Annotated in this window: 26 protein-coding genes; 15 read left to right on the top strand and 11 right to left on the bottom strand. The window is 71.4% G+C overall.

Features of this window, described 5'->3' with window-relative positions; genetic code table 11:
• Window positions 1-9: 9 nt before the first annotated feature.
• Entirely contained in the window at window positions 10-1,773 is a 1,764-nt protein-coding gene (locus Cba03nite_RS36505) for an N-6 DNA methylase (RefSeq protein WP_203756650.1), read from the bottom strand.
• Between the two features lie 130 nt (window positions 1,774-1,903).
• Between Cba03nite_RS36505 and Cba03nite_RS36500 the strand changes: the two genes are divergently transcribed.
• Window positions 1,904-2,254 (top strand): Rv1352/Rv1906c domain-containing protein, encoded by a 351-nt coding sequence (locus tag Cba03nite_RS36500; protein ID WP_203756647.1) that lies wholly within the window; start codon window positions 1,904-1,906, stop codon window positions 2,252-2,254.
• 193 nt (window positions 2,255-2,447) lie between these two features.
• Here the strand turns inward: Cba03nite_RS36500 and Cba03nite_RS36495 are convergent, their stop codons facing one another.
• Complete coding sequence (locus tag Cba03nite_RS36495; RefSeq protein WP_203756645.1) at window positions 2,448-2,747, bottom strand: hypothetical protein; 300 nt, start codon at window positions 2,745-2,747, stop codon at window positions 2,448-2,450.
• 185 nt (window positions 2,748-2,932) lie between these two features.
• On the opposite strand from Cba03nite_RS36495, the gene Cba03nite_RS36490 reads away from it, so the two are divergent.
• Window positions 2,933-3,664 carry a helix-turn-helix domain-containing protein gene (locus Cba03nite_RS36490; protein ID WP_239126284.1) on the top strand — a complete coding sequence of 244 codons (732 nt, stop codon included), beginning with the start codon at window positions 2,933-2,935 and terminating at the stop codon, window positions 3,662-3,664.
• On the opposite strand, the gene Cba03nite_RS36485 is transcribed toward Cba03nite_RS36490, so the two are convergent.
• The 4 genes from Cba03nite_RS36485 to Cba03nite_RS36470 form a co-directional block, all read right to left on the bottom strand.
• Window positions 3,661-4,167 carry an NUDIX hydrolase gene (locus Cba03nite_RS36485; protein WP_203756643.1) on the bottom strand — a complete coding sequence of 169 codons (507 nt, stop codon included), beginning with the start codon at window positions 4,165-4,167 and terminating at the stop codon, window positions 3,661-3,663. The two genes, Cba03nite_RS36490 and Cba03nite_RS36485, sit on opposite strands and share 4 nt — an antisense overlap.
• Window positions 4,168-4,277: 110 nt before the next feature.
• Window positions 4,278-4,784, bottom strand: a complete 507-nt coding sequence (locus Cba03nite_RS36480) for a mycothiol transferase (protein WP_203756641.1) — start codon at window positions 4,782-4,784, stop codon at window positions 4,278-4,280.
• Between the two features lie 104 nt (window positions 4,785-4,888).
• Window positions 4,889-5,302, bottom strand: a complete 414-nt coding sequence (locus tag Cba03nite_RS36475) for a nitroreductase/quinone reductase family protein (protein ID WP_203756639.1) — start codon at window positions 5,300-5,302, stop codon at window positions 4,889-4,891.
• A gap of 32 nt (window positions 5,303-5,334) precedes the next feature.
• Window positions 5,335-6,156: an SDR family oxidoreductase gene (locus tag Cba03nite_RS36470; RefSeq protein ID WP_203756632.1), complete on the bottom strand. Its 822-nt coding sequence runs from the start codon at window positions 6,154-6,156 to the stop codon at window positions 5,335-5,337.
• A gap of 87 nt (window positions 6,157-6,243) precedes the next feature.
• Between Cba03nite_RS36470 and Cba03nite_RS36465 the strand changes: the two genes are divergently transcribed.
• The 4 genes from Cba03nite_RS36465 to Cba03nite_RS36450 all read left to right on the top strand — a co-directional run bounded on the left by Cba03nite_RS36465 (window position 6,244) and on the right by Cba03nite_RS36450 (window position 9,546).
• Window positions 6,244-6,693 (top strand): MarR family winged helix-turn-helix transcriptional regulator, encoded by a 450-nt coding sequence (locus Cba03nite_RS36465; protein ID WP_203756630.1) that lies wholly within the window; start codon window positions 6,244-6,246, stop codon window positions 6,691-6,693.
• Between the two features lie 116 nt (window positions 6,694-6,809).
• On the top strand, window positions 6,810-6,992 hold the full coding sequence (locus Cba03nite_RS36460) for an NUDIX domain-containing protein (RefSeq protein ID WP_239126283.1): 183 nt from the start codon (window positions 6,810-6,812) through the stop codon (window positions 6,990-6,992).
• 465 nt (window positions 6,993-7,457) lie between these two features.
• Entirely contained in the window at window positions 7,458-8,729 is a 1,272-nt protein-coding gene (locus Cba03nite_RS36455; RefSeq protein WP_239126282.1) for a pectate lyase, read from the top strand.
• 370 nt (window positions 8,730-9,099) lie between these two features.
• A complete protein-coding gene (locus Cba03nite_RS36450) occupies window positions 9,100-9,546 on the top strand; it encodes a nitroreductase family deazaflavin-dependent oxidoreductase (protein WP_203756628.1) in 447 nt (148 codons plus the stop codon).
• 1,206 nt (window positions 9,547-10,752) lie between these two features.
• On the opposite strand, the gene metH is transcribed toward Cba03nite_RS36450, so the two are convergent.
• Window positions 10,753-14,298, bottom strand: coding sequence for a methionine synthase (gene metH / locus Cba03nite_RS36445; protein ID WP_203756626.1), 3,546 nt, complete (start codon window positions 14,296-14,298; stop codon window positions 10,753-10,755).
• Between the two features lie 125 nt (window positions 14,299-14,423).
• Between metH and Cba03nite_RS36440 the strand changes: the two genes are divergently transcribed.
• The 6 genes from Cba03nite_RS36440 to Cba03nite_RS36415 all read left to right on the top strand — a co-directional run bounded on the left by Cba03nite_RS36440 (window position 14,424) and on the right by Cba03nite_RS36415 (window position 18,668).
• Window positions 14,424-15,290: a PAC2 family protein gene (locus tag Cba03nite_RS36440; protein ID WP_203756624.1), complete on the top strand. Its 867-nt coding sequence runs from the start codon at window positions 14,424-14,426 to the stop codon at window positions 15,288-15,290.
• A gap of 210 nt (window positions 15,291-15,500) precedes the next feature.
• Entirely contained in the window at window positions 15,501-16,313 is an 813-nt protein-coding gene (locus Cba03nite_RS36435) for a GntR family transcriptional regulator (protein ID WP_371821601.1), read from the top strand.
• Window positions 16,314-16,382: 69 nt separating this feature from the next.
• A complete protein-coding gene (locus Cba03nite_RS36430) occupies window positions 16,383-16,697 on the top strand; it encodes a hypothetical protein (RefSeq protein ID WP_203756620.1) in 315 nt (104 codons plus the stop codon).
• Window positions 16,698-16,770: 73 nt separating this feature from the next.
• Complete coding sequence (locus Cba03nite_RS36425) at window positions 16,771-17,268, top strand: hypothetical protein (protein ID WP_203756617.1); 498 nt, start codon at window positions 16,771-16,773, stop codon at window positions 17,266-17,268.
• A gap of 171 nt (window positions 17,269-17,439) precedes the next feature.
• A complete protein-coding gene (locus Cba03nite_RS36420) occupies window positions 17,440-17,934 on the top strand; it encodes a hypothetical protein (RefSeq protein ID WP_203756615.1) in 495 nt (164 codons plus the stop codon).
• A 248-nt stretch (window positions 17,935-18,182) separates the two neighbouring features.
• Entirely contained in the window at window positions 18,183-18,668 is a 486-nt protein-coding gene (locus Cba03nite_RS36415; RefSeq protein ID WP_203756613.1) for a hypothetical protein, read from the top strand.
• 94 nt (window positions 18,669-18,762) lie between these two features.
• Here Cba03nite_RS36415 and mshC read toward each other — a convergent pair whose 3' ends face one another.
• Window positions 18,763-20,004 (bottom strand): cysteine--1-D-myo-inosityl 2-amino-2-deoxy-alpha-D-glucopyranoside ligase, encoded by a 1,242-nt coding sequence (gene mshC / locus Cba03nite_RS36410; protein ID WP_203756612.1) that lies wholly within the window; start codon window positions 20,002-20,004, stop codon window positions 18,763-18,765.
• 87 nt (window positions 20,005-20,091) lie between these two features.
• Here mshC and Cba03nite_RS36405 point away from each other — a divergent pair, with 87 nt between their 5' ends.
• Window positions 20,092-20,682: a DUF3090 family protein gene (locus Cba03nite_RS36405; protein ID WP_203756611.1), complete on the top strand. Its 591-nt coding sequence runs from the start codon at window positions 20,092-20,094 to the stop codon at window positions 20,680-20,682.
• Between the two features lie 2 nt (window positions 20,683-20,684).
• The gene (locus Cba03nite_RS36400; RefSeq protein ID WP_203756610.1) at window positions 20,685-21,476 is read left to right on the top strand and encodes an SCO1664 family protein; all 792 of its coding nucleotides are present in this window, start codon (window positions 20,685-20,687) and stop codon (window positions 21,474-21,476) included.
• Window positions 21,477-21,700: 224 nt separating this feature from the next.
• On the opposite strand, the gene Cba03nite_RS36395 is transcribed toward Cba03nite_RS36400, so the two are convergent.
• From Cba03nite_RS36395 to Cba03nite_RS36385, 3 genes are read right to left on the bottom strand one after another with little or no spacing between them, the layout of a single operon-like run.
• Window positions 21,701-22,522 carry an ABC transporter permease gene (locus Cba03nite_RS36395; RefSeq protein WP_203756609.1) on the bottom strand — a complete coding sequence of 274 codons (822 nt, stop codon included), beginning with the start codon at window positions 22,520-22,522 and terminating at the stop codon, window positions 21,701-21,703.
• Window positions 22,519-23,535: an ABC transporter ATP-binding protein gene (locus Cba03nite_RS36390; protein WP_203756607.1), complete on the bottom strand. Its 1,017-nt coding sequence runs from the start codon at window positions 23,533-23,535 to the stop codon at window positions 22,519-22,521. Before Cba03nite_RS36390 ends, Cba03nite_RS36395 begins: the two co-directional genes overlap by 4 nt.
• On the bottom strand, window positions 23,532-24,341 hold the full coding sequence (locus tag Cba03nite_RS36385; RefSeq protein ID WP_203756606.1) for an ABC transporter permease: 810 nt from the start codon (window positions 24,339-24,341) through the stop codon (window positions 23,532-23,534). Before Cba03nite_RS36385 ends, Cba03nite_RS36390 begins: the two co-directional genes overlap by 4 nt.
• Before the next feature lie 89 nt (window positions 24,342-24,430).
• Here Cba03nite_RS36385 and Cba03nite_RS36380 point away from each other — a divergent pair, with 89 nt between their 5' ends.
• Window positions 24,431-25,288: a winged helix-turn-helix transcriptional regulator gene (locus tag Cba03nite_RS36380; RefSeq protein WP_203756604.1), complete on the top strand. Its 858-nt coding sequence runs from the start codon at window positions 24,431-24,433 to the stop codon at window positions 25,286-25,288.
• Window positions 25,289-25,310 lie beyond the last annotated feature (22 nt).

Genomic DNA, 25,310 nt, shown 5'->3' with positions numbered 1-25,310 from the left:
CGGTCACCCTCACCCGCTGCCCAGCGTGCCCGCGACCAGGCCTTCGCCCACCATGCGGGCGACCTCCTCACCGGCCGTCGCGGCCAGCCACAGCGCGTCCTCGAACTCCCGCAGCCTGCGGAAATGCCCGGCGTACGCGAGCTGCGTGGTCAGCGGCAGCCGCGGCAGGTGGGCCTTGCGCACGTCCACCCGCGGCACCGACCCCGGCGACGTCATCCGCCGCAGGTTGGCCTGCGCCACCAGGAACCCGGCGAAGCACCACGGGTCGACATACCCCGCTCTGGTACGCAGCAGGAACATCTGCGCACCGAGCGGCCTGCCGTCGTCGGCCGGACCGGCCACCCGCACCTTCACGCGGGGCCCGATCGACGGGACCAGCACGTCACCCGGCCGCACCACCGTCGCCGGGTCGGTGTTCAGCGCCACCAGCCCCTTCTTGACCAGGTCGCCGACGGTGATCTGCGCGGCGGGCGGCTCGCCGCCGCCGGGCGTGACGGGCGGGACCGTGACGGGCAGCCGCCTCAGCAGGTCCACCAGCTCGTCCCGCCGCCGCACGATCAGGTCCGCGGTGACCAGCGCCTGCTCGGCCGGGATGTGCCGGGCCGGGGTCAGGTCGACGTCCTCGTCGCTCAGTTCGACCGCCTCGCGCACCACGGCCCGCCCGGCCAGCTCCTCCGGCAGCGCCTGCCCCGCCTCGTACGCCCGCACCGCCGCCAGCACCGCCGCCCGCGTCTCGTCCCACAGCCCCGCCGCCTCGACCAGCAGCACCTCCCGCGCCCGGTGCGCGGTGTCCGGGCGGCGCAGCAGCCACAGCTGCAGCCGCGTGTTGTGCGGCGGCGTCACACCCGCGGGCAGCGTGATCAGCGCCCGCAGCGCCCCCTGGCGCAGCAGCTCACGGCGGATGCGGCGGCCCGCCGGACGCTGCGCGACGCCGGGCGGCAGCAGCAGCACCGCCGTGCCGCCGGGCCGCAGCCGGGCCAGCGCGTGCTGGACCCAGGCCAGCTCGCCCTCCCCGCGCGGCGGCACCCCGTACGCCCAGCGCGGATCCTCGCCCAGCTCGTCGTGGCCCCACCTGCCGCCGCCGGGCGGGTCGCACAGCACCACGTCGGCCCGCAGCTCCGGATACGCGTCCGCGCCCAGCCCACCGGCCCGCACCTCGGCCGGCACCGCCGCGCCGTGCAGCCTGGCCTGCGCGATCGTGACGTGGTCGGCGTCGGGGTCCTGCCCGGCCACGACCGCCGCGCCGTGCGCCACGGCGGCGGCGAGCAGCACGCCGCTGCGGCAGGCCGGGTCGAGCACGGTCTGCCCGGCGACCTGAGCGAGTTCACACATCAGCGCGGCGACCTGGGCCGAGGTGGCCACCACGCCCCGCCGCGCCCGCACCTCGGCGTAGCGGTCGGCCACCGCCGCCAGGGCGGTGCCGACCCCCATCTCGTCGGCGACGGCGAGCACCGCCGCGTGCCGCCTGGCCTCGGCCGGGGTGCGCCACGACGACAGCAGTACGCGGGCCAGCACGGGCAGGTCGCCGTCGGGGTCGGCCGAGCCGTGGCGCAGCGCGCGCCAGAGCCGGTCGGCGCCGGTCGGCTCCGGCAGCCGGTCGTGGGCGATCAGCCACGCCTCGACGTCGGACAGCCGGAACGCCGGGCTGGCCGCCGTACCGCCCGTGGGCTGCGGGAAGTCGGCGAACCGCCTGCGCCAGTTGCTGACCGCCGCCCGGCCGACACCCGCCAGGCGGGCGATCTCGACGGCGGTGACCTCCGCCCCGCTCTCCATGACCGGAGAGGGTAACAGTCCGTGACCGCCGTTGACAGCAGTGTGCGAAGAATCCTCGTGTTGACGCGGTCAACACGGGCGCTCTAGCGTAGCCGTGCTCAGCAGTCCCACCGGCAGATCGAGGTCCCCGATGAACGTCCGCACGGCGGTCGCGATGCTCTGCGGCCCGGCTGCGATCGCCATCGGCGTCGTGCTCCACCCCGCCACGGGCGACCAGGGCGTTCCCGCACCGGCTGAGGCCGCCGGCCAGACCTGGACCGTCGGCGCCGACCTGCCCCCCGGCCGCTACGAGACCACCGCCGACGTCGGCGGCCACTGCCACTGGGAGATCACCCGGACCGGGCCGGCCGGGACCGAGGTCGTCGCCAGTGATCTGGTCCGCGGCGGCCGCGCCACGGTGACCCTCCGTATCGGCGACGTCTTCACGGCCCACCGCTGCGGCACCTGGCACCACACCGGGACCACCCCGCCTGCCGCGTGACCGCCACCGGCCACCGCGGCCCACTACGGGGGCCAGCCCCGGCGCGGAGGCCCGCCGCACCGCGGAGGCGCGCCGCACCGCGGGGGGCGCCGCACCGCGGAGGCGCGCCACGGCGCGGAAGCCCGCCACGGCGCGCGCCAAGATCGCGGTTTCGTGTCGAAAGATGGGGCTGGACCTGACTTTCTGACACGAGTCAGCGATCTTGCCACCGCACAGCACGCACCAGCCCTCCGACCAGCCGGCGCAGCACCGGCAGCCGCGACACCGGGGCCGTGCCCACGACCGGCAGGCGCATGGTCGCTTCGATCACTGCCATCCTGGCCCGGTAGTGCTCGCGCATGCTCACACAGGATGCCGCGACGGGGCACGGCCACGGCCTCTCGCATCGGCACAGGTCACCGGCGACGCGCCCGTGCCGGGTGAGGATCTCGTCGGCTGCCGCGATCTGGCGGCGCGCGTACTCGGCGAACTGGCCGGCGTTCAGGACACGCACGTTTCCTCCTTGGACGGGCGAGGTCCCACGGCGGGCGTACGCGGTGCGATGCGTACCCGCCGTGGGACCTCCGGCAGCGCGAGCCGGGAGAACAACCGCTGCCCAGGAAGAATCTTGTCTGTCCAATGAAGACGTCCGTACCTCCGGTGTGCGACGATCCAGGGACGTCTGGAAAGGTCCCACCGATGCCTCGTAACGACACGCTGCGCTCCGCGCTTGTCTCCGCCGGCCTGACCACGGTCGACCTGGCAACGGCGCTTACCGTTGATCCGAAGACCGTCGAGCGGTGGCTGAGCCGCGGACGCCTGCCCCACCCCCGCCACCGGGTGAAGGCTGCCGAGTTCTTGGGGCAGGATGTAGGTGTGTTATGGCCCGATGTGGTCCGCCGCGCGGTCAAGGTCGGCGCTGACCGTGAACTGGTCGCGGTGTACCCCCGCCGTCTGGACATGCCCCGGTCGCTGTTCGGCGACCTGATCGACGCCGCGCACAAGCGGCTCTGGTTCGGCGGCTACACGTCGTACTTCGTGTGGCTCGACGTCGAAGGTGCAGGTGGCACGCTCTCAGCGAAGGCGTCGTCGGGCGCCGATCTGCGATGGCTGCTCGGTGACCCCGACAGCGCGGTGACCCGCCAGCGCGAGGAGATCGAGGACACGCCGCTCACGGTGTCGACGCGCATCGCCATGACGCGCGCCGAGCTGGCAAAGGCGAAGGTCGACGCGTCCGTCCGGCTGTCCGACCGGCACATCGCCATGTCGGTGTGGGTGTTCGACGACGACATGCTCGTGTCGACCCACATCGGGTCGGGACTCGGGCAGGACTCCGTGACGCTGCACCTGCAACGCCGCCAGGACGGCGGCGCGTTCGACCGCTACGTCGACCACTTCGAGCAGCTCTGGACGACCGCCCGCACTTGCTAGAGGCCGAGTTGGACCGGCTGGTCCGGTGCCCCCGCCGTGAGCAGCGCGGTCAAGGGTGTGGTGAGGTCGCGGGGCGAGAACAGCTCAGGTCCCGCATGATCCGCGATCTCCGCGAGCCGCCACCACCGGAACGCGGCCAGGTGTTCTTCCGCGGCGAGCTGGTCGTCTGTCAGCTCTCCGCGGGGCTGGAAGTGGTTCGTGCGGACGAGGAAGTAGTCGTTGACGATGCCGTCGAAGCTCGGCGCATGGTCGGCGGCCAGGACTTCCTGGTGCCAGACGTGCGGTGGATCGGCGGTGAGCGCCAGCCCGGTCTCCTCACGCAGCTCACGGCGCAGAGCCGTCAGCCGGTCCTCACCGGGTTCGATGCCGCCGCCGGGCGCCGCCCATACGGCCCTCGCCTGCTCCGGCACCACCGGGTGGGGAAAGTCGAACCGGCACAGCAGGATGCGGTCGTCCTCATCGAGGATGATCGCGCGGACGGAGCGGCGCAGGTTCAGCGTCATGGCATGCCGGACGCGGCGGCGAGGCGGATGGTCGGCACCGCCGCAGACTACCGGCGTTTCTCCGCGACGGCGGCCCCGAATCGGAGCACGTCTAAGGCTCCGTGCCCTATTCAGGACGGCAGGATGCCCCGCACGTACGCCGCTTGCGCCGCGTGGGCCGTGTCGTCGTTGGCGATGCTGACCAGCCGTACGCCCAGCGTCACCGGGGGGTCCCACCGCTCGTCGACGACCCGGTCCAGCTCGGCCGGGGTCAGGCCGGTGATCAGGTTCCGAGTCCGGGCCGCGACCGCCTTGTAGTACTCGACCAGCACCTCCGGCCCCTCCGGCCGTACGGCGGCGACCTGCTTGGGCTTGTGCCCGTAGCCGGTGTTGTCCGGGTCCGGCTTCAGTCCGCACCGGGCCGCCCAGTCACCGGAGACCCACACCTGGTCCTCGCCGAGCAGCTCGGCGACGTGGTGGTCCTGGACGCGGGTGAGGTGCCAGACGAGCCAGCCGATGCTGTTCGCGCCCGGCGCGGGCGCCCAGTGCAGCTGCTCGGCGGTCAGCCCGTCGACGGCCTCGCCGATCATCTCGGGCAGCCGGTCGTACAGGTCGCCGAGCAGCTCGTCCACGTCCACGTGCGGCCTCCGATCGCGGGCCGCCGCGCTCCGCGACAGCCGTCCCGCTCGAACCTACCGTTCCCTCATGCCGAGAATGCCGGAAATGCGCGAGCGACGGACGCCTACCCGGCGTCGAGATCGATGCGGACCGTCAGCGGGCGGGTGGCCATCATCCGGCCGATGGCCGCATCCCATTGGTACGGCAGCGAGCGGGACCGCCGACCGGTGTCGTCCTCCGGCAGCGGCGTGGCCCGTCCGGTGCGCCAGCGCCCGGCGACCTTCACCCGGACCGCCGGCTCGGCGAGCAGGTTCCGCACGTGGTCGGCCTGCTCGCCGTGCGCCGCGACGAGCCAGAACGTGTCGCCGTCGAGCCCGTTGCCGACCGGCGTGTGCCGCGGCAGGCCGCTGCGCCTCCCGGTGGTCTCCAGCAGCGCGAACGCCCTGGGCGCCAGGCCGCGCCGCAGCGCCCACCGGGTGAGCCGGTTGTTGACCCGCTCCAGCGTCGTGATGATCCGGTACTTGCGCGTCCGCGCCATGCCGCAGTCTCCCACGCAAGCCCGGCCGGGGCTCAGCCCACGATCAGGCCGTGATCCCGGGCGAAGGCCGCGAAGTCCCGGGCGGGCCGCCCCATCACCGCAGCGAAGTCCGGCGTGACGAAGTCACCCCAGTTCGCCGCGTACGCCGCCAGGTACTCCCCCGTCACGTCGGCGACCCAGTCCGGCATCCCCGCCGACCGCATCCCGCTCACCACGTCGCCAGCCGGCACGTCCTGGTACGCGGCGCCGATGCGCGCCGCCGCGTCCCGCATGGACAGGCTCTCCGGCCCCGTGATGGTGTAGCTGCGCCCGGCGTGCGGCGACGGGTCGGCCAGCACCGCAGCGCCGAACGCGGCGATGTCGCGTACGTCGATCGGGCTCAGCCGCCCCTGCCCCGTGGCCCCGTACAGCACCCCGCCGTTGATCGAGCCGAGCAGGTTCTGCAGGAAGAACGCGGGGCGGATCACCGTCCAGGCCGGGCCGGACGCGCGCAGCTCGGCGTCGGACAGCGCGTGCAGGCGGCCGTTGCGGGTGGGCGCGTCGTGCGCGGCGCCGATCGCCGAGAGCCGCACGACGTGCCGGACGCCGGCCTGCCGGGCCGCCCAGAGGGCGTTGGAGCTGGCGTGGGGTGCGGTCGGGCCCATCGCGGTGAGCAGCCAGAGCGTCTCGACGCCGGCGAACGCGTCGGCGAGCGTGTGCGGCTGCTCCAGGTCGCCGACCGCGACCTCGACGCCTGCGGGGGCCTTGGCCGGATCCCGGACCAGGGCACGGACCTTCAGTGACGGGTGGGCGGCCAGCGCGCCGAGCAGGGCGCCGGAGACGGTGCCGGTGGCACCGGTGACCAGGATGGTCATGACTGTTTCCCTTCGTGGGATGCTGATGGGGAAGACAGTACTAGTGATAGTCAAAGTTAGTGACTATCAAGTTTGGTGACTAATGTCATGCGTCGCAGTGAGCAGAAACGGAACGACCCCGACCTCGGCGTGCTCACCGCACGCCTGCTCTTCGCCGTACAGCAGCAGCTCGCCGAGAGCCACGCCCGCACGAAACCGCGCCATGGCGCGGTGCTGGCCTATCTGGACGAGCAGGGCAACCGCGCCACCGAGCTGGCCGAACTGTCCGGCCAGCACAAACAGGTGATCGGCACCCTCGTCGACGAGCTGGAGGCCCTCGGCCTGGTCCGCCGCGAGCCCGACCCCGCCGACCGCCGCGCCAAACTCGTCGTCCCCACCGCCAAGGGCCTGGCCCAGATGCGCCACAGCGACGAGGCCATGGCCCGCATCGAACAACACCTAGCCGAAGCCATCGGCCAGGCCGACTACCAGTCCTTCAAACGCACCCTCCACCACCTCGCCGCCCTCGCCGCCCCCACCGCCTCGCCGGAGCCATGATCGCCAACTCGTGTCAGAAAGTGAGGCTGGACCACACCTTCTGACACGAACCAGCGATCTATAGCGGCAGGTCGGGCCGGGCAGCGCTCCGCGCGGGTGTCTGGCACGATCGCGCCGTGACCACAGTGGAGACCCGCATCCGCGCCACCTGCGGTGTCGTGGTCCGCGACGAGGCCGGCCGGGTGCTGCTGATGTGCCGCAGCGGCGAGTGCACCTGGGGCCTGCCCGGCGGCGGTGTCGAGCCGGGCGAGACCTGGAAGCAGGCCGCGCTGCGCGAATGCCGGCCGTACATCCACTGATCGAGTCCCGGGGCGTCGCCGCCACGGCGCGGGGAGACGATCGCCGCAGAGAGCCGCCGAAGAGCTGCCGAGCCCGGTAGCCACCGAGCACCAGGAAGCGTGCCGGCAGGCCGAGCCGCAGCCGCCTGCCGGGGACAGCGTCAGCCGGTCCGGTCTCCAACCGAGACCGAGAACTCCCCCACGTCACTATGAGTGACCGCGCCGTACGTCGCCTGCCCTGCGACGGTCGGCTCGTCGCTTACCTCAGCTGCGGCAACGGTCCCGCCCGTGACGGCCCTGGCCAGCATCGGCCGGACGACACGGCGAGACGGAAGCGCTCCCACAATCGAAACTTCCCTATTGACCGCCCTTCTGCGATGCCCTACGGTTCGGCTTGGTAAGCGCTTACCAGACTACACACCGTCCCTTCACCACTCCCATCCTCACCGCCGAACTGGATCATCGGCGGGCCCTACGGAGGAACCCATGCAACCGTCACCCACCGCCCGGAGGCGTCGGCCCCGCCTGCGCCTGGCATTGGCGATCACCACGGTCACGACCGTCGTCGGCGGCGTCGCCCTCGCCGCGATGATGCCGGCGTCGGCCGCCACCATCGACACCAGCGCCTACTACCAGCTGGTCAACGTGTTCAGCGGCAAGGCGATCGAAGGCAGCAGCGGCGCGGTCGTCCAGCGCACCCCGGACAGCTCCGCCTCCAACCAGCAGTTCCAGTTCCTCGACATGGGCAGCGGCTACTACCGCCTCAAGTCGAAGGCCAGCGGCAAGGTCATCGAGATCGCCGATGCCAGCACCGCCGACGGCGCCACCGTCCAGATGAACTCCGGCGCCGGCAGCAGCGCGTACCACCAGCAGTTCTCGCTGCTCGACAACGGCAACAACGTAATCCGGTTCAAGAACCGCACCAGCGGCAAGACCCTGGACGTGTGGGAGTGGTCGTCGGCCGACGGCGCCCGCATCTCGCAGTTCCAGGACCTCAACGGCACCAACCAGCAGTTCCGCCTCGTCAAGGCGGGCAGCGGCGGCACCAACCCGACGCCCACCCCGACCGGCGGCAGCGGCGGCCCCAGCACCACGTGGCCGACGTCGGCCGGCTCGGCCAGCGTCTCCGGCACGATCAGCGTCTCCGGCACCTTCGACGGCGGCATGAAGACCTACTGCTGCATCGGCGACGGCGGCCAGGGCGAGAGCCAGGACCCGATGTTCAAGCTCGCCAACGGCGCCACGCTGCAGAACGTCATCCTCGGCTCGCCCGCCGGTGACGGCGTGCACTGCGAGGGCACCTGCACCCTGCGCAACGTGTGGTGGAACGACATCGGCGAGGACGCCGCCACGTTCAAGGGCACCGGCAACGGCACGTCGTACGTCATCGGCGGCGGCGCCCGCTCCGGCAGCGACAAGGTGTTCCAGCACAACGGCAACGGCACCGTGAGCATCAGCGGCTTCTACCTGAAGTCCGCCGGCAAGCTCTACCGCGCCTGCGGCAACTGCTCCAGCTCGTACACGCGGCACGTGCGGATCGACAACGTCATCCTCGACAACATCGACATGGTCGCCGGCATCAACAGCAACTGGGGCGACACCGCCACGATCACCCGCGTCAGGCTCCTGAACAGCGGCGACGCCGTCGTCTGCGGCAAGTACAAGGGCGTGGCGAAGGGCAGCGAGCCGACGTACATCGGCGAAGGCTGGAACGACAGCAACTGCAAGGTCAAGGAAAGCGACATCACCTACCAGTAGGCAGGTGCGTCGGCCCTGGCACGGAGAGGCGTTCACCGGCTGGTGAGCGCCTCTCCGCTCGATCCCATGGCTCACTCGGGCGCTCGGCGCAGACGGACCGGCGCCCAGGCCCGTCGGCCTGAGCGCCGGTCCGCGGCGGGGCTGGGGGGATTAGCCGACCGCCAGGTTCAGTGGTCGTCATCGTCGCTTGTGGATCTGCGGGGGATCAACGACCTTGCCGGAGGGAGAAAACTCCCCGGCTGCGGGCGCGTTTCCGTCCGCGGCCGCGCGCCGCGTGGTCGAATCTGCGAAATGCCTGATCCGGCGGTGGGATCCGAGGCACTGTGGTGAGGGACGGGCAGTGCGCGGACACGATGATGGGACGGATGCCATGCCTCTTCAGGGCGAGTACGAGCCGAGCCCGGCACAGTGGGTGCGGGACCAGGTCGAGCTGTACGAGAGCTCCGGCGGCACCGAGGGCACGACGCTCCTGGACACCGGCCTGCCGGTGATCATCCTGACGACCGTGGGCGCCAAGAGCGGCAAGATCCGTAAGACGCCGCTGATGCGGGTCGAGCATGAGGGCCGGTACGCGGCGGTGGCCTCGCTGGGCGGGGCGCCCACGCACCCCGTCTGGTATCACAACGTCAAAGGACATCCGACCGTGGAACTCCAGGACGGGCCCCGCCGCCAGGAGATGACCGCCCGCGAGGTGACGGGCGAGGAGAAGGCGCTCTGGTGGGACCGGGCGGTCGCGGCGTACCCGCCGTACGCCGACTACCAGAAGAAGACCGATCGGCAGATCCCCGTCTTCGTACTGGAGCCGACCGGCAGCTGAGCTGTGCAGCCGCGTCAGCGGGAGGCGAGCAGCCGAGCCCACTCGTGGCCCGGATGCGCCACCGGCCGCGAGTCGCGCCATCACTGCCGCTGCTCGGTATCGAATCGGCCGCCGGATCGCTGCTGGCGACCTGGTGCACCAGCAGCAACTCGATGGCGGCGAACAGGTCGGCAGCACGCGACCGCGGTTCTGTGACGTGCCGCGCTGCAGCCTCGGAAGCTCCGTAAGAGGCGCCTTTCGGCCATGGATCATTCCGTGCATCGAGGCCTTCGTCGCGGTCATCAGGTCTAGCCAACGCCGTTGCCGCACTTCGCTGCTGTACAACCGAGCGGACCTTGCATGCCGATCGAGCAAGCGGCAGGATCGGCAGTGAACCGATGTTGGAAGTGGCTCATGCCCCGCCGTCCGCCCGCAAGAGTTCGGGCGACACTCCGCATGCACCACAGGCACCGTGCGCCAGCGCGAGCGATCAACGCCCGTGGCCTGTCGGGCAAAGCTATTGGTCAGCTCAGAGCGCTTGAACGGGAGCAACGGTGGCCCGACGGCTACCTGACCGAGTGCATAAATCGATGGATGACGTTGTCGCGGCGTCGTTACCGAGCGCACGCAGGGGCACCTTACTACGAAGACTCGTATGACTGGCTCACCGACTGGCAACACCCAAGATCCGCAATAGAGCGGGCACTTTCCGCCCTCCAGCCCCGTCAACGGGCCGAGCTGCGGAGATTGGTCACCATCGCGGATGATCACGTGAAGGTCAATCACGTGATACTGCCGTTTCAGGCTTGGCTGCCGTGGTGGCTGCGAGTGATCGACTTATAAGCGTGCGTGTGCTTGTGGCGTTTAGATCGTGAGCCTGATCCTTGGGACTGGCGGGCTCTGCCTACGGCAGGGTCGGGTCCGGAGTGCCTGCCGAGCCTCCAAGATTCTTTCTGACAGGCGTTCAGAAAGAATCTTGGAGTGGCAGGTGGTGAGTGCCCCGGCCCGTGCTTACCAGTGGCGTCATTTAGAAGCCTCGTTCAGGCGCTGACACAGGCGACTTCAGCAGCGCATGGGTCGTTCAGTTCTCGGGATACATCCCATTTACCTATTGCTGAGTGCCTAGGGCTGTAGATCATCGCTAAAGCTGCTGAGGTCCCCAGCCCCTAACCAGCAACCAGCAACCGGACGGCCCTGACCAGTAAGAACGGTGAGGGCCGCGTTTCCTCACTTGGCGTTAAAGTAGTTCGCTTCTGGGTGGTGGACCACGATGGCGTCGGTGGCCTGCTCCGGGTGCAGCTGGAACTCCTCGCTCAGCTCCACCCCGATCCGCCCCGCGTCCAGCAGCCGTACGATCTTCGCCCGGTCCTCCAGGTCCGGGCACGCCGGATACCCGAACGAGTACCGGCACCCCCGGTAGTCCGTCCGCAGGATCCCCGCCAGATCCTCCGGATCCTCCGCGCTCACCGGCCGCCCGTCCGGCAGCACCAGCTCACTGCGCACCCGCCGGTGCCAGTACTCCGCCAGCGCCTCCGTCAGCTGCACCGACAGCCCGTGCACCTCCAGATAGTCCCGGTAGTTGTTCGCCGCGAACAACTTCGCCGCATACTCGCTGATCGCGTGCCCGACCGTCACCAGCTGCAACGCCACCACGTCCAGCGGCTCCCCGGCAGCCGACGGCTTAGGACGGTAGAAGTCCGCCAGGCACAACCGCCGCTCGGCCCGCTGCCGCGGGAACGTGAACCGCGTCAGCTCCCCCGCCCCGTCCTCGTCGAGCACGACCAGGTCGTTGCCCTCCGCGTACGCCGGAAAGTACCCGTACACCACCGACGCCTCAAGCAGCTGCTCGGTGGCGAACCGCTCCAGCCAGTACCGCAGCCGCGGCCGCCCCTCACTCTCGACCAGCTCGTCATACGACGGCCCCGACCCGCCACGCGCCCCCCGCAGCCCCCACTGCCCGAGGAACAGCGCCCGCTCGTCGAGCATCCCCGCGTAATCCCCGAGCGGAATGCCCTTCACCACCCGCGTACCGAAGAACGGCGCCGCCGGCACCGGCGCGTCAGCGGCCACATCCGACCGCACCGACGCGTCGTCCAGCCCCGGCAGATCATCCGCGACCTGCGCCCGGTGCTTCTGCCGCCGCTCCCGCCGCGCGGCCAGCGCCGCCTCCCGCTCCGCGTCCACGACGGACGAGCCGGACCGCTTCGCGGTCATCACCCGGTCCATCAGCGACAGGCCCTCGAACGCGTCCCGCGCGTAGTGCACGTCCCCGCCGTCGAACAGGTCCCGCAGATCGTCCTCGACGTACGCCCGCGTCAGCGCCGCCCCACCCAGCAGCACCGGCCACCGGCTGTGCAGCCCGCGGGCCATCAGCTCGGCCAGGTTCTCCTTCATGATCACGGTGCTCTTCACCAGCAGCCCCGACATCCCGATCACGTCGGCCGAGTGCTGCTCCGCCGCGTCGATGATCGCGTTGATCGGCTGCTTGATGCCGATGTTCACGACCGTGTACCCGTTGTTGGACAGGATGATGTCCACCAGGTTCTTGCCGATGTCGTGCACGTCGCCGCGCACCGTCGCCAGCACGATGGTGCCCTTGCCGGCGGCGTCGGCCTTCTCCATGTGCGGTTCGAGGTACGCCACCGCGGTCTTCATGACCTCGGCCGACTGGAGCACGAACGGCAGCTGCATCTGCCCGGAGCCGAACAGGTCGCCGACCGTCTTCATGCCCTCCAGCAGCACGTCGTTGATGATGCTCAGCGCGGGCCGCGCCGCGAGCGCCGCGTCGAGGTCGGCCTCCAGGCCGGTGCGCTCGCCGTCGACGATGCGCCGCTGCAACCGCTCGTCCAGCGGCAGCGCGGCCAGCTCCTCGGCCCGGCTGGCCCGCGCCCCGGCCACGTCCACGCCCTCGAACAGGTTCAGGAACCGGGCGAGCGGGTCGTAGTCGACGCTCCCGTCCGCGTGGTACGTCCTCCGGTCGTACACCAGATCCAGCGCGACCTGCCGCTGCTCCTCCGGGATCCGCGCCATCGGGACGATCTTGCTGGCGTGCACGATCGCGCTGGTCAGACCCGCCTGCTGGCACTCGTGCAGGAACACCGAGTTGAGCACCTGCCGCGCCGCCGGGTTCACCCCGAACGAGATGTTCGAGATGCCCAGCGTGAAGTTGACGCCCGGGTACTTCGCGGCGATCTCGCGGATCGCGGCGATCGTCTCGATGCCGTCCCGCCGCGTCTCCTCCTGACCGGTCGTCACCGGGAACGTCAGCGCGTCGATCAGGATGTCCTCACGCCGCATCCCCCAGCGCCCGGTCAGGTCGTCGATCAGCCGGGAGGCGACCCGCACCTTCCATTCCGCGGTACGCGCCTGACCCTGCTCGTCGATCGTCAGCGCCACCACCGCCGCGCCGTGCTCGCGCACCAGCGGCATGATCCGCGCATACCGCGACTCCGGCCCGTCGCCGTCCTCGAAGTTCACCGAGTTGATGATCGAACGGCCGCCGAGCAGCTCCAGGCCCGCCCGCAGCACCTCCGGCTCGGTCGAGTCCAGCATGATCGGCAGCGTCGACGCGGTCGCGAACCGGCCCGCCAGGGCCTTCATGTCCGCGACCCCGTCCCGGCCGACGTAGTCCACGCACAGGTCCAGCAGGTGCGAGCCGTCGCGCGCCTGCTCCCGCGCGATCTCGATGCACTTGGTCCAGTCCCCGGCGAGCATCGCCTCGCGGAACGCCTTCGAGCCGTTGGCGTTGGTCCGCTCGCCGATCATCAGCACGCTCGCGTCCTGCGCGAACGGCACGTGGTGGTAGATGCTGGCCACACCCGGCTCCACCTGCGGCGTGCGGGCCACGGGGGCGGTGCCGCGCAGCTCGCGCACCACCCGGGCGATGTGCTCCGGCGTGGTGCCGCAGCACCCGCCGACCAGGCTCACGCCGTACTCCCGGACGAAGCGCGCCAGGTCGACGGCCAGCTCGTCCGGGGTCAGCGGGTAGACGGCGCCGTTGGCGGTCAGCTCGGGCAGGCCCGCGTTCGGCATCACCGACAGCGGCACCCGCGCGTGCTGCGACAGATATCGCAGGTGCTCGGCCATCTCCGCGGGGCCGGTCGCGCAGTTCAGGCCGACCAGGTCCACGCCCAGCGGCTCCAGCGCGGTCAGCGCCGCCCCGATCTCGCTGCCCAGCAGCAGCGTACCGGTCGTCTCGACGGTCACCTGGCAGATCAGCGGCACCTCCCTGCCCAGCCGGCGCATCGCGCGCTTCGCGCCGATGACCGCCGCCTTCGTCTGGAGCAGGTCCTGGCTGGTCTCGATGATGATCGCGTCGGACCCGCCGGAGATCAGCCCCGCGACATTGTCGGCGTACGCGTCGCGCAGGTCGGCGAAGCCCAGGTGGCCCAGCGTCGGCAGCTTCGTGCCCGGCCCGACGCTGCCCAGCACCCAGCGCCGCTGCTCCGGGGTGCCGAACCGGTCCGCCGCCTCCCGCGCCAGCCGCGCTCCGGCCTCCGAAAGCTCACCGATCCGATCGGCGATGTCGTACTCCCCCGCCGCCGACAGGTTCGCGCCGAACGTGTTCGTCTCCACGCAGTCGCTGCCCGCGGCCAGGTAGCGCTCGTGCACACCGCGCACGATGTCCGGCCTGGTCACGTTGAGGATCTCGGAGCAGCCCTCGAGCCCGGCGTAGTCGTCCAGCGACGGCTCCGCCGCCTGCAGCATCGTGCCCATCGCCCCGTCGGCGATGAGCACCCGGCCTGCCAGCGCGTCGAGGAAGCTCTCAGTCACCCCACCAGGCTAATGCGTGTCATGCACCACAACGCCCGATGATCATCTGCGTACCACCTGTTGCGACACGCCTTGCGCACCCGCTCCGCATGGACGATCCGGCGCCGCGCCGTAGGCTGGCAGACGTGACCGAGTTCGACGGCCTTCCTGTCCTGCGTTCCCCTGTCGCCATCGCCGCCTTCGAAGGGTGGAACGACGCCGCTGACGCGTCGACCGCCGTCGTGGAGCACCTGGAGCAGGTGTGGAACGCGCGCGAGGTCGCCTCGATCGACCCCGAGGACTACTACGACTTCCAGGTCAACCGCCCGCTGATCACGCTGGTGGACGACACCCGCCGCATCGAGTGGCCGAGCACCAAGTTCATGGTCGCCTCGCCACCCGGCGCCAAGCACGACGTCGTCCTGATCCGCGGCATCGAGCCCAGCCTGCGCTGGCGCACCTTCTGCGGCGAGATCCTGGAGATCTGCCACAGCCTCGCCATCGAGAACCTGGTGCTCCTGGGCGCCCTCCTGGCCGACGTCCCCTACAGCCGCCCCCTGCCCATCAGCGGCACCATCACCGGCAAGCAGACCGGCCAGGAGAAGGTCAAACTCACCCCCACCCGCTACGAGGGCCCCACCGGCATCGTCGGCGTCCTCCAGGACACCGCCTCCCGCGCCGAACTCGACGCCATGTCCTTCTGGGTCCACGTCCCCCACTACGCCAACAACCCGCCCTGCCCCAAGGCCACCCTGGCCCTACTCCACCGCATCGAGGAGGTCCTCGACCTCCCCGTCCCCATGCTCGACCTGGCCCAGGAATCCGCCGAGTGGGAGGACCGCGTCCGCGCCGCCGCCGCCCAGGACGCCGAACTAGCCGAATACCTCCGCGACCTGGAGGAACGAGCCGGCGACGCCGCCAAACCCCTCTCCGGCGACGAAATCGCCGTGGAGTTCGAAAAGTACCTCCGCCGCCGCGGCGGCTCCCCCGGCCCCACCCACGGCACCTGGTAACCCGCCCCGCCCAGCCCTGCCCCCGCCCTCTCTCCCGCGTCGATCTTGCGTGAACTGTGGGTACGACACGCGTAAACCGGTCAAATCCCTAACACTTCGCGCAAGATCGACGTGATCTTTGCGCGTTGCGCGGGGCGACACAGTGGCTAGGGCTTCCTAGGTCGCTAGGTATTCGGACATTTGTGCGGCATGATCTGGTTCATGACCGAGATGGGCATCGGCGGGGTGAATCCGGGCGCGGCCGAGCATCCGCACCGGCAGATCGCCGCGCAGCTGCGCGCGAAGATCCGGCGGGGGGACTGGGCTGCCGGTGAGCAGCTGCCGTCCATCCCCGCGCTGGCGCAGATGTACGGCGTCGCCAAGCAGACCGTGCAGCGCACCATCGACCAGCTCCGGGTCGAGGGACTGCTGATCACCAAACCGGGGTCGGGCACCTACGTGCGCGGCACCCGGCGGCGGCTCAACCGGCTGGCCCGGGGGCGTTACGGCACCCAGCGCGGCTACCACGCCGACCTGGCGGCGCGATACCGGCAGCAGCTCATCGAGGTTACCCGGGCCACGCCCCCGGCCGAGGTCGCCGACGCGTTCGGCGTGCCCGACTCGACCCTGCTGGTGGTGCGCCGCCATCTGGTACGCACCCAGGACGCGGCGGTCGAGGTGGGCGCCTCGTGGCTGCGGCCGCAGGACACCGCGGGCACCTCGCTGGAGCGCTACGAGTCGTTCGGCCGGCCGCTGTATCAGGAGGTCGAGGAGGTCACCGGGCGCCGCTACGTGACCGCCACCGACACCATCACCGCGCGGCTGCCCACCCGCGAGGAGGCCGAGGTGCTGCAGATCCGGCCGGACACCCCGGTGCTGCACCTGCTGCACGTCGCGTACGACGCCGACCACAAGGTGATCGAGGTGGCGCAAGCGACCTGGCCTGGACCGATGACGACGCTGACGGAGGAGTACCGGGTGCCCACGCCACGCCCGGACGCCGACCTGGACGGAGATCCCGATCCTGGGCTCGTCCTGGGCTAATGTGCGGTTTGTCGGGTGCCCGACACCTTTTCGCCTGCGCACCCGCGCCTTCGCCGCAAGGATGGTCGTATGACCCGTCGCCCGCACTCCCCACAGGCGCTCGTGGCCCTCCTCGGCGCACTCGTCGTGCTCGTGATCGGACTCGCGCTGCTCGGCGTGCTCGTCGTCGGCATCGCCGACGGCGTCCCGAGCACCGGTGTGCTGCTGCTCGGCGCGCTGACGCTGGGCGTGTTCGCCCTGGCGGGCCGGCTCGGGCACGTGGCGCTGACGCTGCGCCGCCAGTCGGAGGCACCAGCCCGGCCGGCGCGAGTGCGGCAGACCCCGCCGCAGCGGCCGTCCCGCGTCGCGGTGCGCCCGCGCCCCCAGCCCCGCCCGCGCGCCTGACGACGGCATACCACCTGCTGGCTGTCTCCTCGGCGGACACACCGCCGAGCGTCCGTACGCAACAATCGCGGCCATGGGTCTCGCGCTCTTCACTTCCAGGAACAGCCGCCGCCTCACCCCGCACCCGCCGGAGCGGGCTTGGACGCTGGCCGCCTTCTGGGGGGTCGCGGCCATGACGGTGTACGCCGTCCCGGCAGCCGCGAACGGGTCTTTCGCGATGGCCTGCGCGCTGCTCTCGCTGCCCGTACTGCTGGGCGGCTTCCGCCGCACGCTCTGGGTCGGCGTGTTCGTCACGGACACGGCCCTGCTGATGCACGACGGCCGCCGGCTCAGGACGATCGCGTTCGAGCAGGTCGCGGCCCTCACACTGCGGCCCGTCGGCGGGCCCCACCAGACGCTCTGGGTCGATCTGATCGACGGCAGCCGCTACCTTTCCCCTGCCCGACTGGGCGGTACCACCGGCGATCCCCTCGCGCTCCCCCTCTCCCGTGACCAGATGAGCACCCTCATCGCCATGCTCTCCCTCCGCCTGCCCCAGCACACCAGGGTCCCCTCGCTCCCGCTGCCCTGACCTCCCGCACCGCCCGACCGGCGCACCAGCCGACCGGCGGTGCACGCCGCAGCGGCCACCACGGTGTGCCCACCGCCTTGACCACGTCTGAACGCACGGCTTCAGCTCACGAACCCAGACAGCCGCGCTGCGGGACACACGGCCGAGCGGCCATGGTCCACAATCGCGGCCATGCGTTTCGCGCTCTTCACCCCCGAGGGCACCCGCCGCCTCACCCCCGACTCGCCGGGGCGGATGGCGCACCTGATGAGCTTCTGGCTGGCCGTCACCATTTTCGTGTTCGGCGGGCTGTCGTTCGCCGACGAACCAGGCGAACTCAGGGCGGGCCACGTCCTGATGCTGTTGCTCATGCTCTGGATGGCGGTCACCTCCCGCCGCCACCTCACCCTCGGCGTGTTCGCCAGCGAGACGGCGCTCCACCTCCGCCGCGCAGGTGCCTGCACCCGGGTCGAACTCGATCAGGTCCAGGCCTTCACGCTGCGGTCGGACGACAAGCATCCCCGCGTGCTGTGGGTCGACCTGGCCGACGGCCGCCGCTACCCCACCCCCGCCTACCTCGGCGACGCCACCGCGACCGGCCTCGCACTGACCCGCACCCAGATGGACACCCTCATCGCCGACCTGACACGCCACCTCCCCAACCCGGCCACCACCAACCCCGCCTGACCGACCCCGCCCAACACCCCTTGATCACGACGATCTTGCGTGAACTGTTGCCCTTTTGCCCGGTACGCGCGTGTCGTACCCACCGTTCCCGCAAGATCGACATGGGAGAGGGGTGGAGATTGCCGAGGCACATGGCCGTGGCTTCGTGCTCGACGCCCCGCGGCTGATCACCGCGTCCCGGCTCACGGCAGCCGCTCGCCGCTTCGGCGGCGCACGCGGCCGTGCGCCCGTGGTCCACAATCGCGGCCATGCATGTCGCGCTGTTCACCCCCAAAGGCACCGTCCGCCTCACCCCCGACGCGCCGGGGCGGATGGTGAACCTGATGGTCTTCTGGTCGGCTGTCACCCTGTTCGTGTTCGGCCTGTTCGCGCTCGACGACGAGCCGGGCGGCGCCAAGCCGGGCCATGTCACGGTCCTGTTGGTGATGCTGTTGTTTGCACGCGGCTTCCACCGCACCCTCACCCTCGGCGTCTTCGCCGACGAGACGGCGCTCTACCTGTGCCGTGCCGGTGTCAGCGTCCAGGTGCAACTGGACCAGGTCGAAGCGCTCACGCTGCGCTCGGACGAGCAGTTGCCGCGGGTGCTGTGGGTGGATCTGAAGGACGGTCGCCGCTACCCCACACCCGCCTACTTCGGCGACGTCGGCACCCGTGGCCTCTCCCTGACCCGCGCCCAGATGGACACCCTCATCGCGGACCTGACCCGCCGTCTACCCGCGCCCGCCACGGCTTGATCACGTCGATCTTGCGCGAACTGTTGCCCTTTTGCCCGGTACGCGCGTGTCGTACCCACAGTTCACGCAAGATCGGCGCGGGAGAGGGGTGGGGTTACAGCTTGAGGCCCAGCAATGCGTCGAGGGTGGTGGACATCAAGGCGGGGGCGTCGCGGTCGGTGCCGACGCCGGCGAGGGTGTCGTCGGCCCAGGTGTCGATGAGGGCCACGGCGCCGGGGGTGTCGAGGTCCTCGGCGAGCTTGGCCCGGACCCCGGCGAGCAGCTCGGCGCCCGACGGGCCGGTGGCGGCGCGGGCGGCCCGGCGCCAGCGGCCGAGGCGGTGCTCGGCGGCCTTGAACAGCTCCTCGGTCCACTGCCGGTCGGCGCGGTAGTGGTCGGCGAGCAGGGCCAGCCGTACCACCATCGGGTCGACCTTGTCGGAGCGCAGCCGGGACACGAAGACCAGGTTGCCGCGGGACTTGCTCATCTTCTCGCCATCCAGGCCGATCATGCCGGCGTGCACGTAGTGCGCGGCGAACGGCGCCTTGCCGCTGAGCACCTCGGCGTGTGCGGCGGAGCACTCGTGGTGCGGGAACAGCAGGTCGTTGCCGCCGCCCTGCACGTCGATGGTCTCGCCGAGCAGCTCCTGGGCGATGACGGTGCACTCGATGTGCCAGCCGGGCCGGCCCGCGCCCAGCTCGCCGCCGGGCCAGGACGGCTCGCCGTCGCGTTGGCCGCGCCACAGGAGCGGGTCGAGGGCGTCGCGCTTGCCGGCCCGGTCGGGGTCGCCGCCGCGCTCGGCGAAGAAGGCGAGCATCTGCTCGCGGGACAGGTTCGACTCGTACCCGAACCGGGGCGCGGCGGTGATGTCGAAGTAGACGTCGCCGGTGCCGTCCTCCAGCCGGTACGCCGCGCCCTTGTCGAGCAGCTCGGCGACCCGCTGGGCGATGACCGGGATCGACTCGACGGCGCCGACGTAGTGGCTCGGCGGGATGATCCGCAGCGCCTCCATGTCCTCGCGGAACAGTGCGGTCTCGCGCATGGCCAGGACCTTCCAGTCCTCGCCGTCGCGCTCGGCCCGCTCCAGCAGCGGGTCGTCGATGTCGGTGACGTTCTGGACGTAGGCGACCTCGTGCCCGGCGTCGCGCCAGAGCCGGTTGACCAGGTCGAACGTGATCATCGTGGCGGCGTGTCCGAGGTGCGTCGCGTCATAGGGGGTGATGCCGCAGACGTACATCGTCGCGCGCCCGCCCACCGGGCGGCTGGGGTGGGCGCCCTGGCGGGCCGAGTCGAACAGCGCCAGGGGCTGACCGGCGCCGGGCAGGCGCGGGACGTCAAGTCCGGACCACGTTTCCATGGCGCCAGCCTAACCAGCTTTATGCCGAGAGCGGATCTCACCTCGAGCGGTTACCCGATGGCGCGGGCGTGACGCTAGGGTCGAGGCATGACCCATCAGGTGTACGCATTCGAACCGCCCGAGCGGTTCGTCGCCGGCACGGTGGGTCCGCCCGGCGAGCGCACGTTCTATCTGCAGGCTCGCGGCGGCGGCCGCCTGGTCAGCGTGGCACTGGAGAAGATGCAGGTCGCGTTGCTGGCGGAGAAGCTCGAGGAGCTGCTCGCCGAGGCGCACCAGCGGTTCGGGGCGGAGCTGCCCGTCGCGGCCGAGGGCCCGGCGGACAACGAGCCGCTGGAGAACCCGGTCGAGGAGGAGTTCCGCGTCGGCACCCTGGGCCTGGCCTTCGACGTGGAGTCGAGCACGGTCATCATCGAGGCGATCGCGGCCGAGGAGGCCGAGTTCGACGCGGAGACCGACGTGCCCCCGGCCGAGCCGGAGGAGGAGGCCGACGAGACGCCGGAGATCTCCGACGACCTGGACCGGCTGCGGGTGCGGCTGACCCCGGCCGAGGTGCGGCAGTTCATCGACCGGGCGAAGCGGGTGGTGGCGGCGGGCCGTCCGCCGTGCCCGCTGTGCGGGCAGCCGCTGGATCCGGCGGGGCATCTCTGCCCCCGGCACAACGGCTATCACCGCAGGTAGCGATGTCGACCACCCCTCTGGACGGCGACGGCGGCAGGGCCGAACTCGGCCGGCTGCTCCGCGACGCCGAGATGGAGATCGAGGGCCGGCTGATCGAGGCCTCGAACACCACGCTGCGGGTGATCCTGTCCAGCGGGGGCCGGACCGTGCGCGCTGTTTACAAACCCGTGCGCGGGGAGCGCCCGCTGTGGGACTTCCCACACGGGACGCTGGCCGCCCGTGAGGTGGCCGCGTACGCCGTGAGCGACGCGCTGGGCTGGGACCTGGTGCCGTACACGGTGATGCGGGACGGGCCGCTCGGCCCCGGCTCCTGCCAGCTGTGGCTGGACGACGTCAGCGAGCCGCCGGTGGACTTCGTGCCCGCCGACGAGCTGCCGCAGGGCTGGCTGCCGATCGCGGCCGCCGAGGACGAGGACGGCCGCCCGTACCTGCTGGCGCACGCCGACGATCCTCGGCTGGCCCGGCTGGCCGCCTTCGACACCGTGATCAACAACGCGGACCGCAAGGGCGGGCACGTGCTGGCCACCCCCGACGAGCGGGTGTACGGCGTCGATCACGGGGTCTGCTTCCACACCGACGACAAGCTGCGTACGGTGCTGTGGGGTTTCGCGGGCCGCGCGGTCGCTCCGGAGATCGCCACCGCGCTGCGCAACTTCGACCCCGGCGTGCTCGACTCGCTGCTCGCTCCCGCCGAGGTCGACGCCCTGGGCACCCGCATCAAGCACCTGGTCACCGACGGCCGCCTGCCGAAGCCACCCGAAGACCGCCACGCCATCCCGTGGCCGCCCATCTGAGCGATCCTCGCGGCGACGCGCCCCAGCCGGGCGCCCGGCCTCACTGATGATCCGTTTTTGTGGACGCCTGCCGCTGCCATAGCGACGGTAAGTGTCCACAAAAACGGATCATGAACCGCACCCCCACCACAAGTTCGGCGATCTTGCGCGAACTGTTGCCCTTTTGCCCGATACGCGCGTGTCGCACCCACAAGCCGCGCAAGATCGGCGGGGTAGAGGGCGGTTCAGTAGAGCTGCATCGAGCCGGTGCGCTGGGCGCGGGCCTCGCCGAGGCGGAGCAGCGCGGCCGTGGCCGCGAACAGCAGCGCGCACAGGCCGGTGAGCAGGGCCAGCGGTTCGAGGAGGGCGGAAAGGGGCTGGGCGTCGAGCAGCGCGCCGCGCAGCACGATGAGGCTGCTGGTCAGCGGGAACGCCAGGCCGACGGCCTTGATGGCCAGCGGCATCGCGAACAGCGGCAGGCGCACCCCGGACACGAACCACAGCGGGTCGTCGAGCAGCGTGTACAGGAACGCGGAGTCCCGCGAGAAGACCAGCAGGCTGTTGAGGAACGCGCCCCAGACGATCGCGGGCACGACCAGCGCCAGCGCCGCGACGGCGTACATGCCGGGGTGTGCGACGTGCAGCGCCCCGCCCGCGCTCGCGGCGGCGACCGCGAAGCACCCGGCCAGCCAGGTGTTCTGCACCAGCGCTCCGGTGCCGTTGGCGAACACCAGCGCCAGCCGGCTCGCCGGGGACAGGAACAGCAGCTCGATCGTGCCGCTGATGCGCTCGAACGAGAAGTGCCAGGCTGACTGCACCAGCGAGAAGTAGAAGAGGTACGCGAACGCGCCCGCCGCGAGGAACGCCAGCAGCCGCGCCGGCTGGGCCGCGTCCGGCCACCGCGACGCGATGCCGGGGGTGTCCAGCACCGGCAGCATCGTGTAGTAGGTGGCGGCGAGCTGCAGCACCGGCCACAGCAGCATGGAGGCCACCACGAGCGGGCGGCCGAAGCTGCGCCGGTGCTGCTTGAGCGCCTCGGCGGCGATGACGCGCAGGGCGTGCCTCATGCGGCCACCGCCTCGGGCTGCCGGGCGCCGTCGGCGAGCGCCAGGATCGCGTCCTCCAGCGTGGGCGGGGTGACCTCCAGCCGCACGATCGCGCCGCCCGCCGCGACCACGGTGGTGGCGAGGTCCCCGGCGAGGTCGTGCCGGTGGCGCAGCACGTACCGGGGGCGCAGCTGCTCGTCGGTGTCGGCGGTGACCTGCGCGCCGGTGCGGGCCGCGAGCGCCTGCACGGCCTGGTCGGCGGAGGCCCCGGCGGCGGCGAGGGTGATCTCGACGGTGTGCTGGCGTTCGGTGAGCGCGGTCAGCTCGGCCGGGGTGCCCCGGGCGACCAGCCGCCCGGCCGCGATGACGTGCACCTCGGCGCACAGCTGCTCCACCTCGGCCAGGTAGTGCGAGGTCAGCAGCACGCCGACGCCGCCGCGGGCCAGCTCGGCGACGACCGCGCGCAGGTCCCGGGCGATCGGCGCGTCCAGGCCGAGGGTGGGCTCGTCGAGCAGCAGGTAGGAAGGCTCGTTGATGAGGCCGCGGGCGATGGACAGCCGCTGCCGCATGCCCTTGGAGAACTGCTCGACCCGCTGGTCGGCGGCGTGCGACAGGCCCACCAGGGCGAGCAGCTCGTCGATACGCGCCGTGAGCCGCGCCCGCGGCACGTCGTAGAGCTGCCCGAAGTACCAGAGGTTCTCGCGCGCGGTCAGGCGGGCATACACCATGCGCTCGCCGCCCGCGATCATGTTGATCCGGCGGCGGATCTCGCGGGCGTCGCGGACCAGGTCGAGGCCGTCCACGGTGGCGCTGCCGGTGGTGGGGCGCAGCAGCGTGGACAGCATGCGGATGGTGGTGGTCTTGCCCGCGCCGTTGAGCCCGAGCAGGCCGGTGACCTGCCCGGCGGGGATGGTCAGGCTGAGCCCGTCGACGGCGGGTGCGGCGGGCGGGCGCTTGCCGGCCGGGCGCCACCAGGGGCGGTCGCGCCGGGGGTACACCTTGACCAGGTCGTGGGTGACGATCGCGCGGGTCATGCGCTGGCTCCTCGGATGACGGCACGCCGCTCGGCGTGGGGCAGGAACAGCAGGCCGACGGCCGCGTACGCGACCCCCAGGCCCAGGCACAGCAGCAGGTCGGCGGCGACCTCGCCGAGGGGCGCGGCGTGCAGGCTGGCCGCCCGCAGCACGCGCAGCGCGGAGGTGGCGGGCAGCAGCTCGCCGAGCCAGGTCAGCGGGGCGGGCAGCAGCGCGGGCGGGAAGGTGAACCCGCAGACGAGCCCGATCAGGCAGAACAGCGTGTTCTGGGTGATGTGCGCCTCGCCCGCGGCGATCATGATCGCGCTGACCGGGATGGACAGGCCGACCACCGCCACGAGCGCCGCCAGCACCCCGGCGGCCAGGGTCACCGGGTCCGGGGCGGGCAGCCGTACGCCGAGCAGCAGCGCGGTGCCGAACAGGCAGGTCAGCTCCAGCAGCGAGGTGAGGAACGCCTGGAGCGAGACGCCGAGCAGGTACGGCAGCCGGCGGGCCGGGGTGAGCAGCTGGCTCTCCAGCGTGCCCTCGCGCTGCTCGGTGATCTGCGCCTTGGCGACCCAGAGCACCATGCGGGTGGTGAACATCAGCGCCGCCGCGCCGACGGTGACGTAGCCCAGGTAGTCCGGCGTGCCGGACGCGCCGCGGAACCAGTCCGAGACCCGCCCGCCCCCGATCGCCTCGTACGAGAGCAGCGCCAGCACGACCGTGAACACGCCGGGCGCGAGCGTGCCGATGAAGTACGTCCACGGATACGCCCGCTGCATGACCAGCCAGTTCCGTTTCAGCGTCGCCCATGCCACGGGCATCCGCCCACCCCCGACCTAGTGAGTTTCCTTTGGGAACTTACTGAGTTCCGTTCGGGAACGTACCATGGGCCGGTCGGGAGGGAAAGCAGATGATCAAGTCACGGGAGGCGGACGAGCACTGCGGCATCGCCCAGTCCGCCGCCGTCCTGGGCGACTGGTGGAGCCTGCTCGTGCTGCGCGAGGTCGCCCGCGGCCACCGCCGCTTCGACGAGCTGGCCGGAGAGCTGGACATCTCCCGCAAGGTGCTCACCGAACGCCTCGGCCACCTCGTCGAGCACGGCGTCCTGGCGAAGCGGCCCTACTCCGACCGGCCGCCGCGCCACGAGTACGTGCTGACCCCGGCCGGGCACGGCCTGCTGCCGGTGCTGGTCGCCATGCAGGACTGGGCCGACCGCTGGGTGCTCGGCGACGGCACCCTCACCGCCCTCAGCCCGGACGGCGCCGAGCCGGCCCGCACCCGTGACCTGCCCGGCAGCCGGGTGCCGGACGGCCTGTTCCTGCCCAGCACCCGCGGCGAGCCGCTGGACGTGGTCGGGCCCACCGCCTGGACGGTGCTGTTCACCTACCCGGCGACCGGTGGCGGCAAGGGTGAGCAGTGGCGCCGCATCCCCGGCACCGCGGGCTGCACCCTGGAGAACCGCTTGTTCCGGGACGCCTGGCCCGCCTTCGCCGAGGCCGGCGCGACCGTGTACGGCCTCAGCACCCAGCTGCCCGAGGAGCAGGCCGCCTTCGCGGCCGCCGAGGACCTCCCGTTCCCGCTGCTGTCCGACGTGGACCTGGAACTCACCGCGGCCCTGCGCCTGCCCACGTTCCGCGGCGCCCACCAGCTCCGCCACAAACGCGCCGTCCTGGTCGTCGACGCCGACCGCGTGGTGCGGCACAGCATCTACCCGGTCGCCGACATCGCCGCCGCCGTCGACCACGCCCTCGCCCTGGTACGGGAGTAAGGAAGGGCACCTTCTTAGCTTT

This window comes from Catellatospora bangladeshensis, assembly GCF_016862575.1.
Taxonomy (GTDB): domain Bacteria; phylum Actinomycetota; class Actinomycetes; order Mycobacteriales; family Micromonosporaceae; genus Catellatospora; species Catellatospora bangladeshensis.
This window is presented reverse-complemented; position numbering and strand designations above follow the sequence as displayed.

Excerpts from the sequence above, each read along its gene's own strand:
- Cba03nite_RS36505 (WP_203756650.1), bottom strand. The coding sequence starts at position 1,773 with ATGGAGAGCGGGGCGGAGGTCACCGCCGTCGAGATCGCCCGCCTGGCG.
- Cba03nite_RS36500 (WP_203756647.1), top strand. The coding sequence starts at position 1,904 with ATGAACGTCCGCACGGCGGTCGCGATGCTCTGCGGCCCGGCTGCGATC.
- Cba03nite_RS36490 (WP_239126284.1), top strand. The coding sequence starts at position 2,933 with ATGCCTCGTAACGACACGCTGCGCTCCGCGCTTGTCTCCGCCGGCCTG.
- Cba03nite_RS36485 (WP_203756643.1), bottom strand. The coding sequence starts at position 4,167 with ATGACGCTGAACCTGCGCCGCTCCGTCCGCGCGATCATCCTCGATGAG.
- Cba03nite_RS36475 (WP_203756639.1), bottom strand. The coding sequence starts at position 5,302 with ATGGCGCGGACGCGCAAGTACCGGATCATCACGACGCTGGAGCGGGTC.
- Cba03nite_RS36470 (WP_203756632.1), bottom strand. The coding sequence starts at position 6,156 with ATGACCATCCTGGTCACCGGTGCCACCGGCACCGTCTCCGGCGCCCTG.
- Cba03nite_RS36465 (WP_203756630.1), top strand. The coding sequence starts at position 6,244 with ATGCGTCGCAGTGAGCAGAAACGGAACGACCCCGACCTCGGCGTGCTC.
- Cba03nite_RS36455 (WP_239126282.1), top strand. The coding sequence starts at position 7,458 with ATGCAACCGTCACCCACCGCCCGGAGGCGTCGGCCCCGCCTGCGCCTG.
- Cba03nite_RS36450 (WP_203756628.1), top strand. The coding sequence starts at position 9,100 with ATGCCTCTTCAGGGCGAGTACGAGCCGAGCCCGGCACAGTGGGTGCGG.
- Cba03nite_RS36435 (WP_371821601.1), top strand. The coding sequence starts at position 15,501 with ATGGGCATCGGCGGGGTGAATCCGGGCGCGGCCGAGCATCCGCACCGG.
- Cba03nite_RS36430 (WP_203756620.1), top strand. The coding sequence starts at position 16,383 with ATGACCCGTCGCCCGCACTCCCCACAGGCGCTCGTGGCCCTCCTCGGC.
- Cba03nite_RS36425 (WP_203756617.1), top strand. The coding sequence starts at position 16,771 with ATGGGTCTCGCGCTCTTCACTTCCAGGAACAGCCGCCGCCTCACCCCG.
- Cba03nite_RS36420 (WP_203756615.1), top strand. The coding sequence starts at position 17,440 with ATGCGTTTCGCGCTCTTCACCCCCGAGGGCACCCGCCGCCTCACCCCC.
- Cba03nite_RS36415 (WP_203756613.1), top strand. The coding sequence starts at position 18,183 with ATGCATGTCGCGCTGTTCACCCCCAAAGGCACCGTCCGCCTCACCCCC.
- mshC (WP_203756612.1), bottom strand. The coding sequence starts at position 20,004 with ATGGAAACGTGGTCCGGACTTGACGTCCCGCGCCTGCCCGGCGCCGGT.
- Cba03nite_RS36405 (WP_203756611.1), top strand. The coding sequence starts at position 20,092 with ATGACCCATCAGGTGTACGCATTCGAACCGCCCGAGCGGTTCGTCGCC.
- Cba03nite_RS36400 (WP_203756610.1), top strand. The coding sequence starts at position 20,685 with ATGTCGACCACCCCTCTGGACGGCGACGGCGGCAGGGCCGAACTCGGC.
- Cba03nite_RS36395 (WP_203756609.1), bottom strand. The coding sequence starts at position 22,522 with ATGAGGCACGCCCTGCGCGTCATCGCCGCCGAGGCGCTCAAGCAGCAC.
- Cba03nite_RS36390 (WP_203756607.1), bottom strand. The coding sequence starts at position 23,535 with ATGACCCGCGCGATCGTCACCCACGACCTGGTCAAGGTGTACCCCCGG.
- Cba03nite_RS36385 (WP_203756606.1), bottom strand. The coding sequence starts at position 24,341 with ATGCCCGTGGCATGGGCGACGCTGAAACGGAACTGGCTGGTCATGCAG.
- Cba03nite_RS36380 (WP_203756604.1), top strand. The coding sequence starts at position 24,431 with ATGATCAAGTCACGGGAGGCGGACGAGCACTGCGGCATCGCCCAGTCC.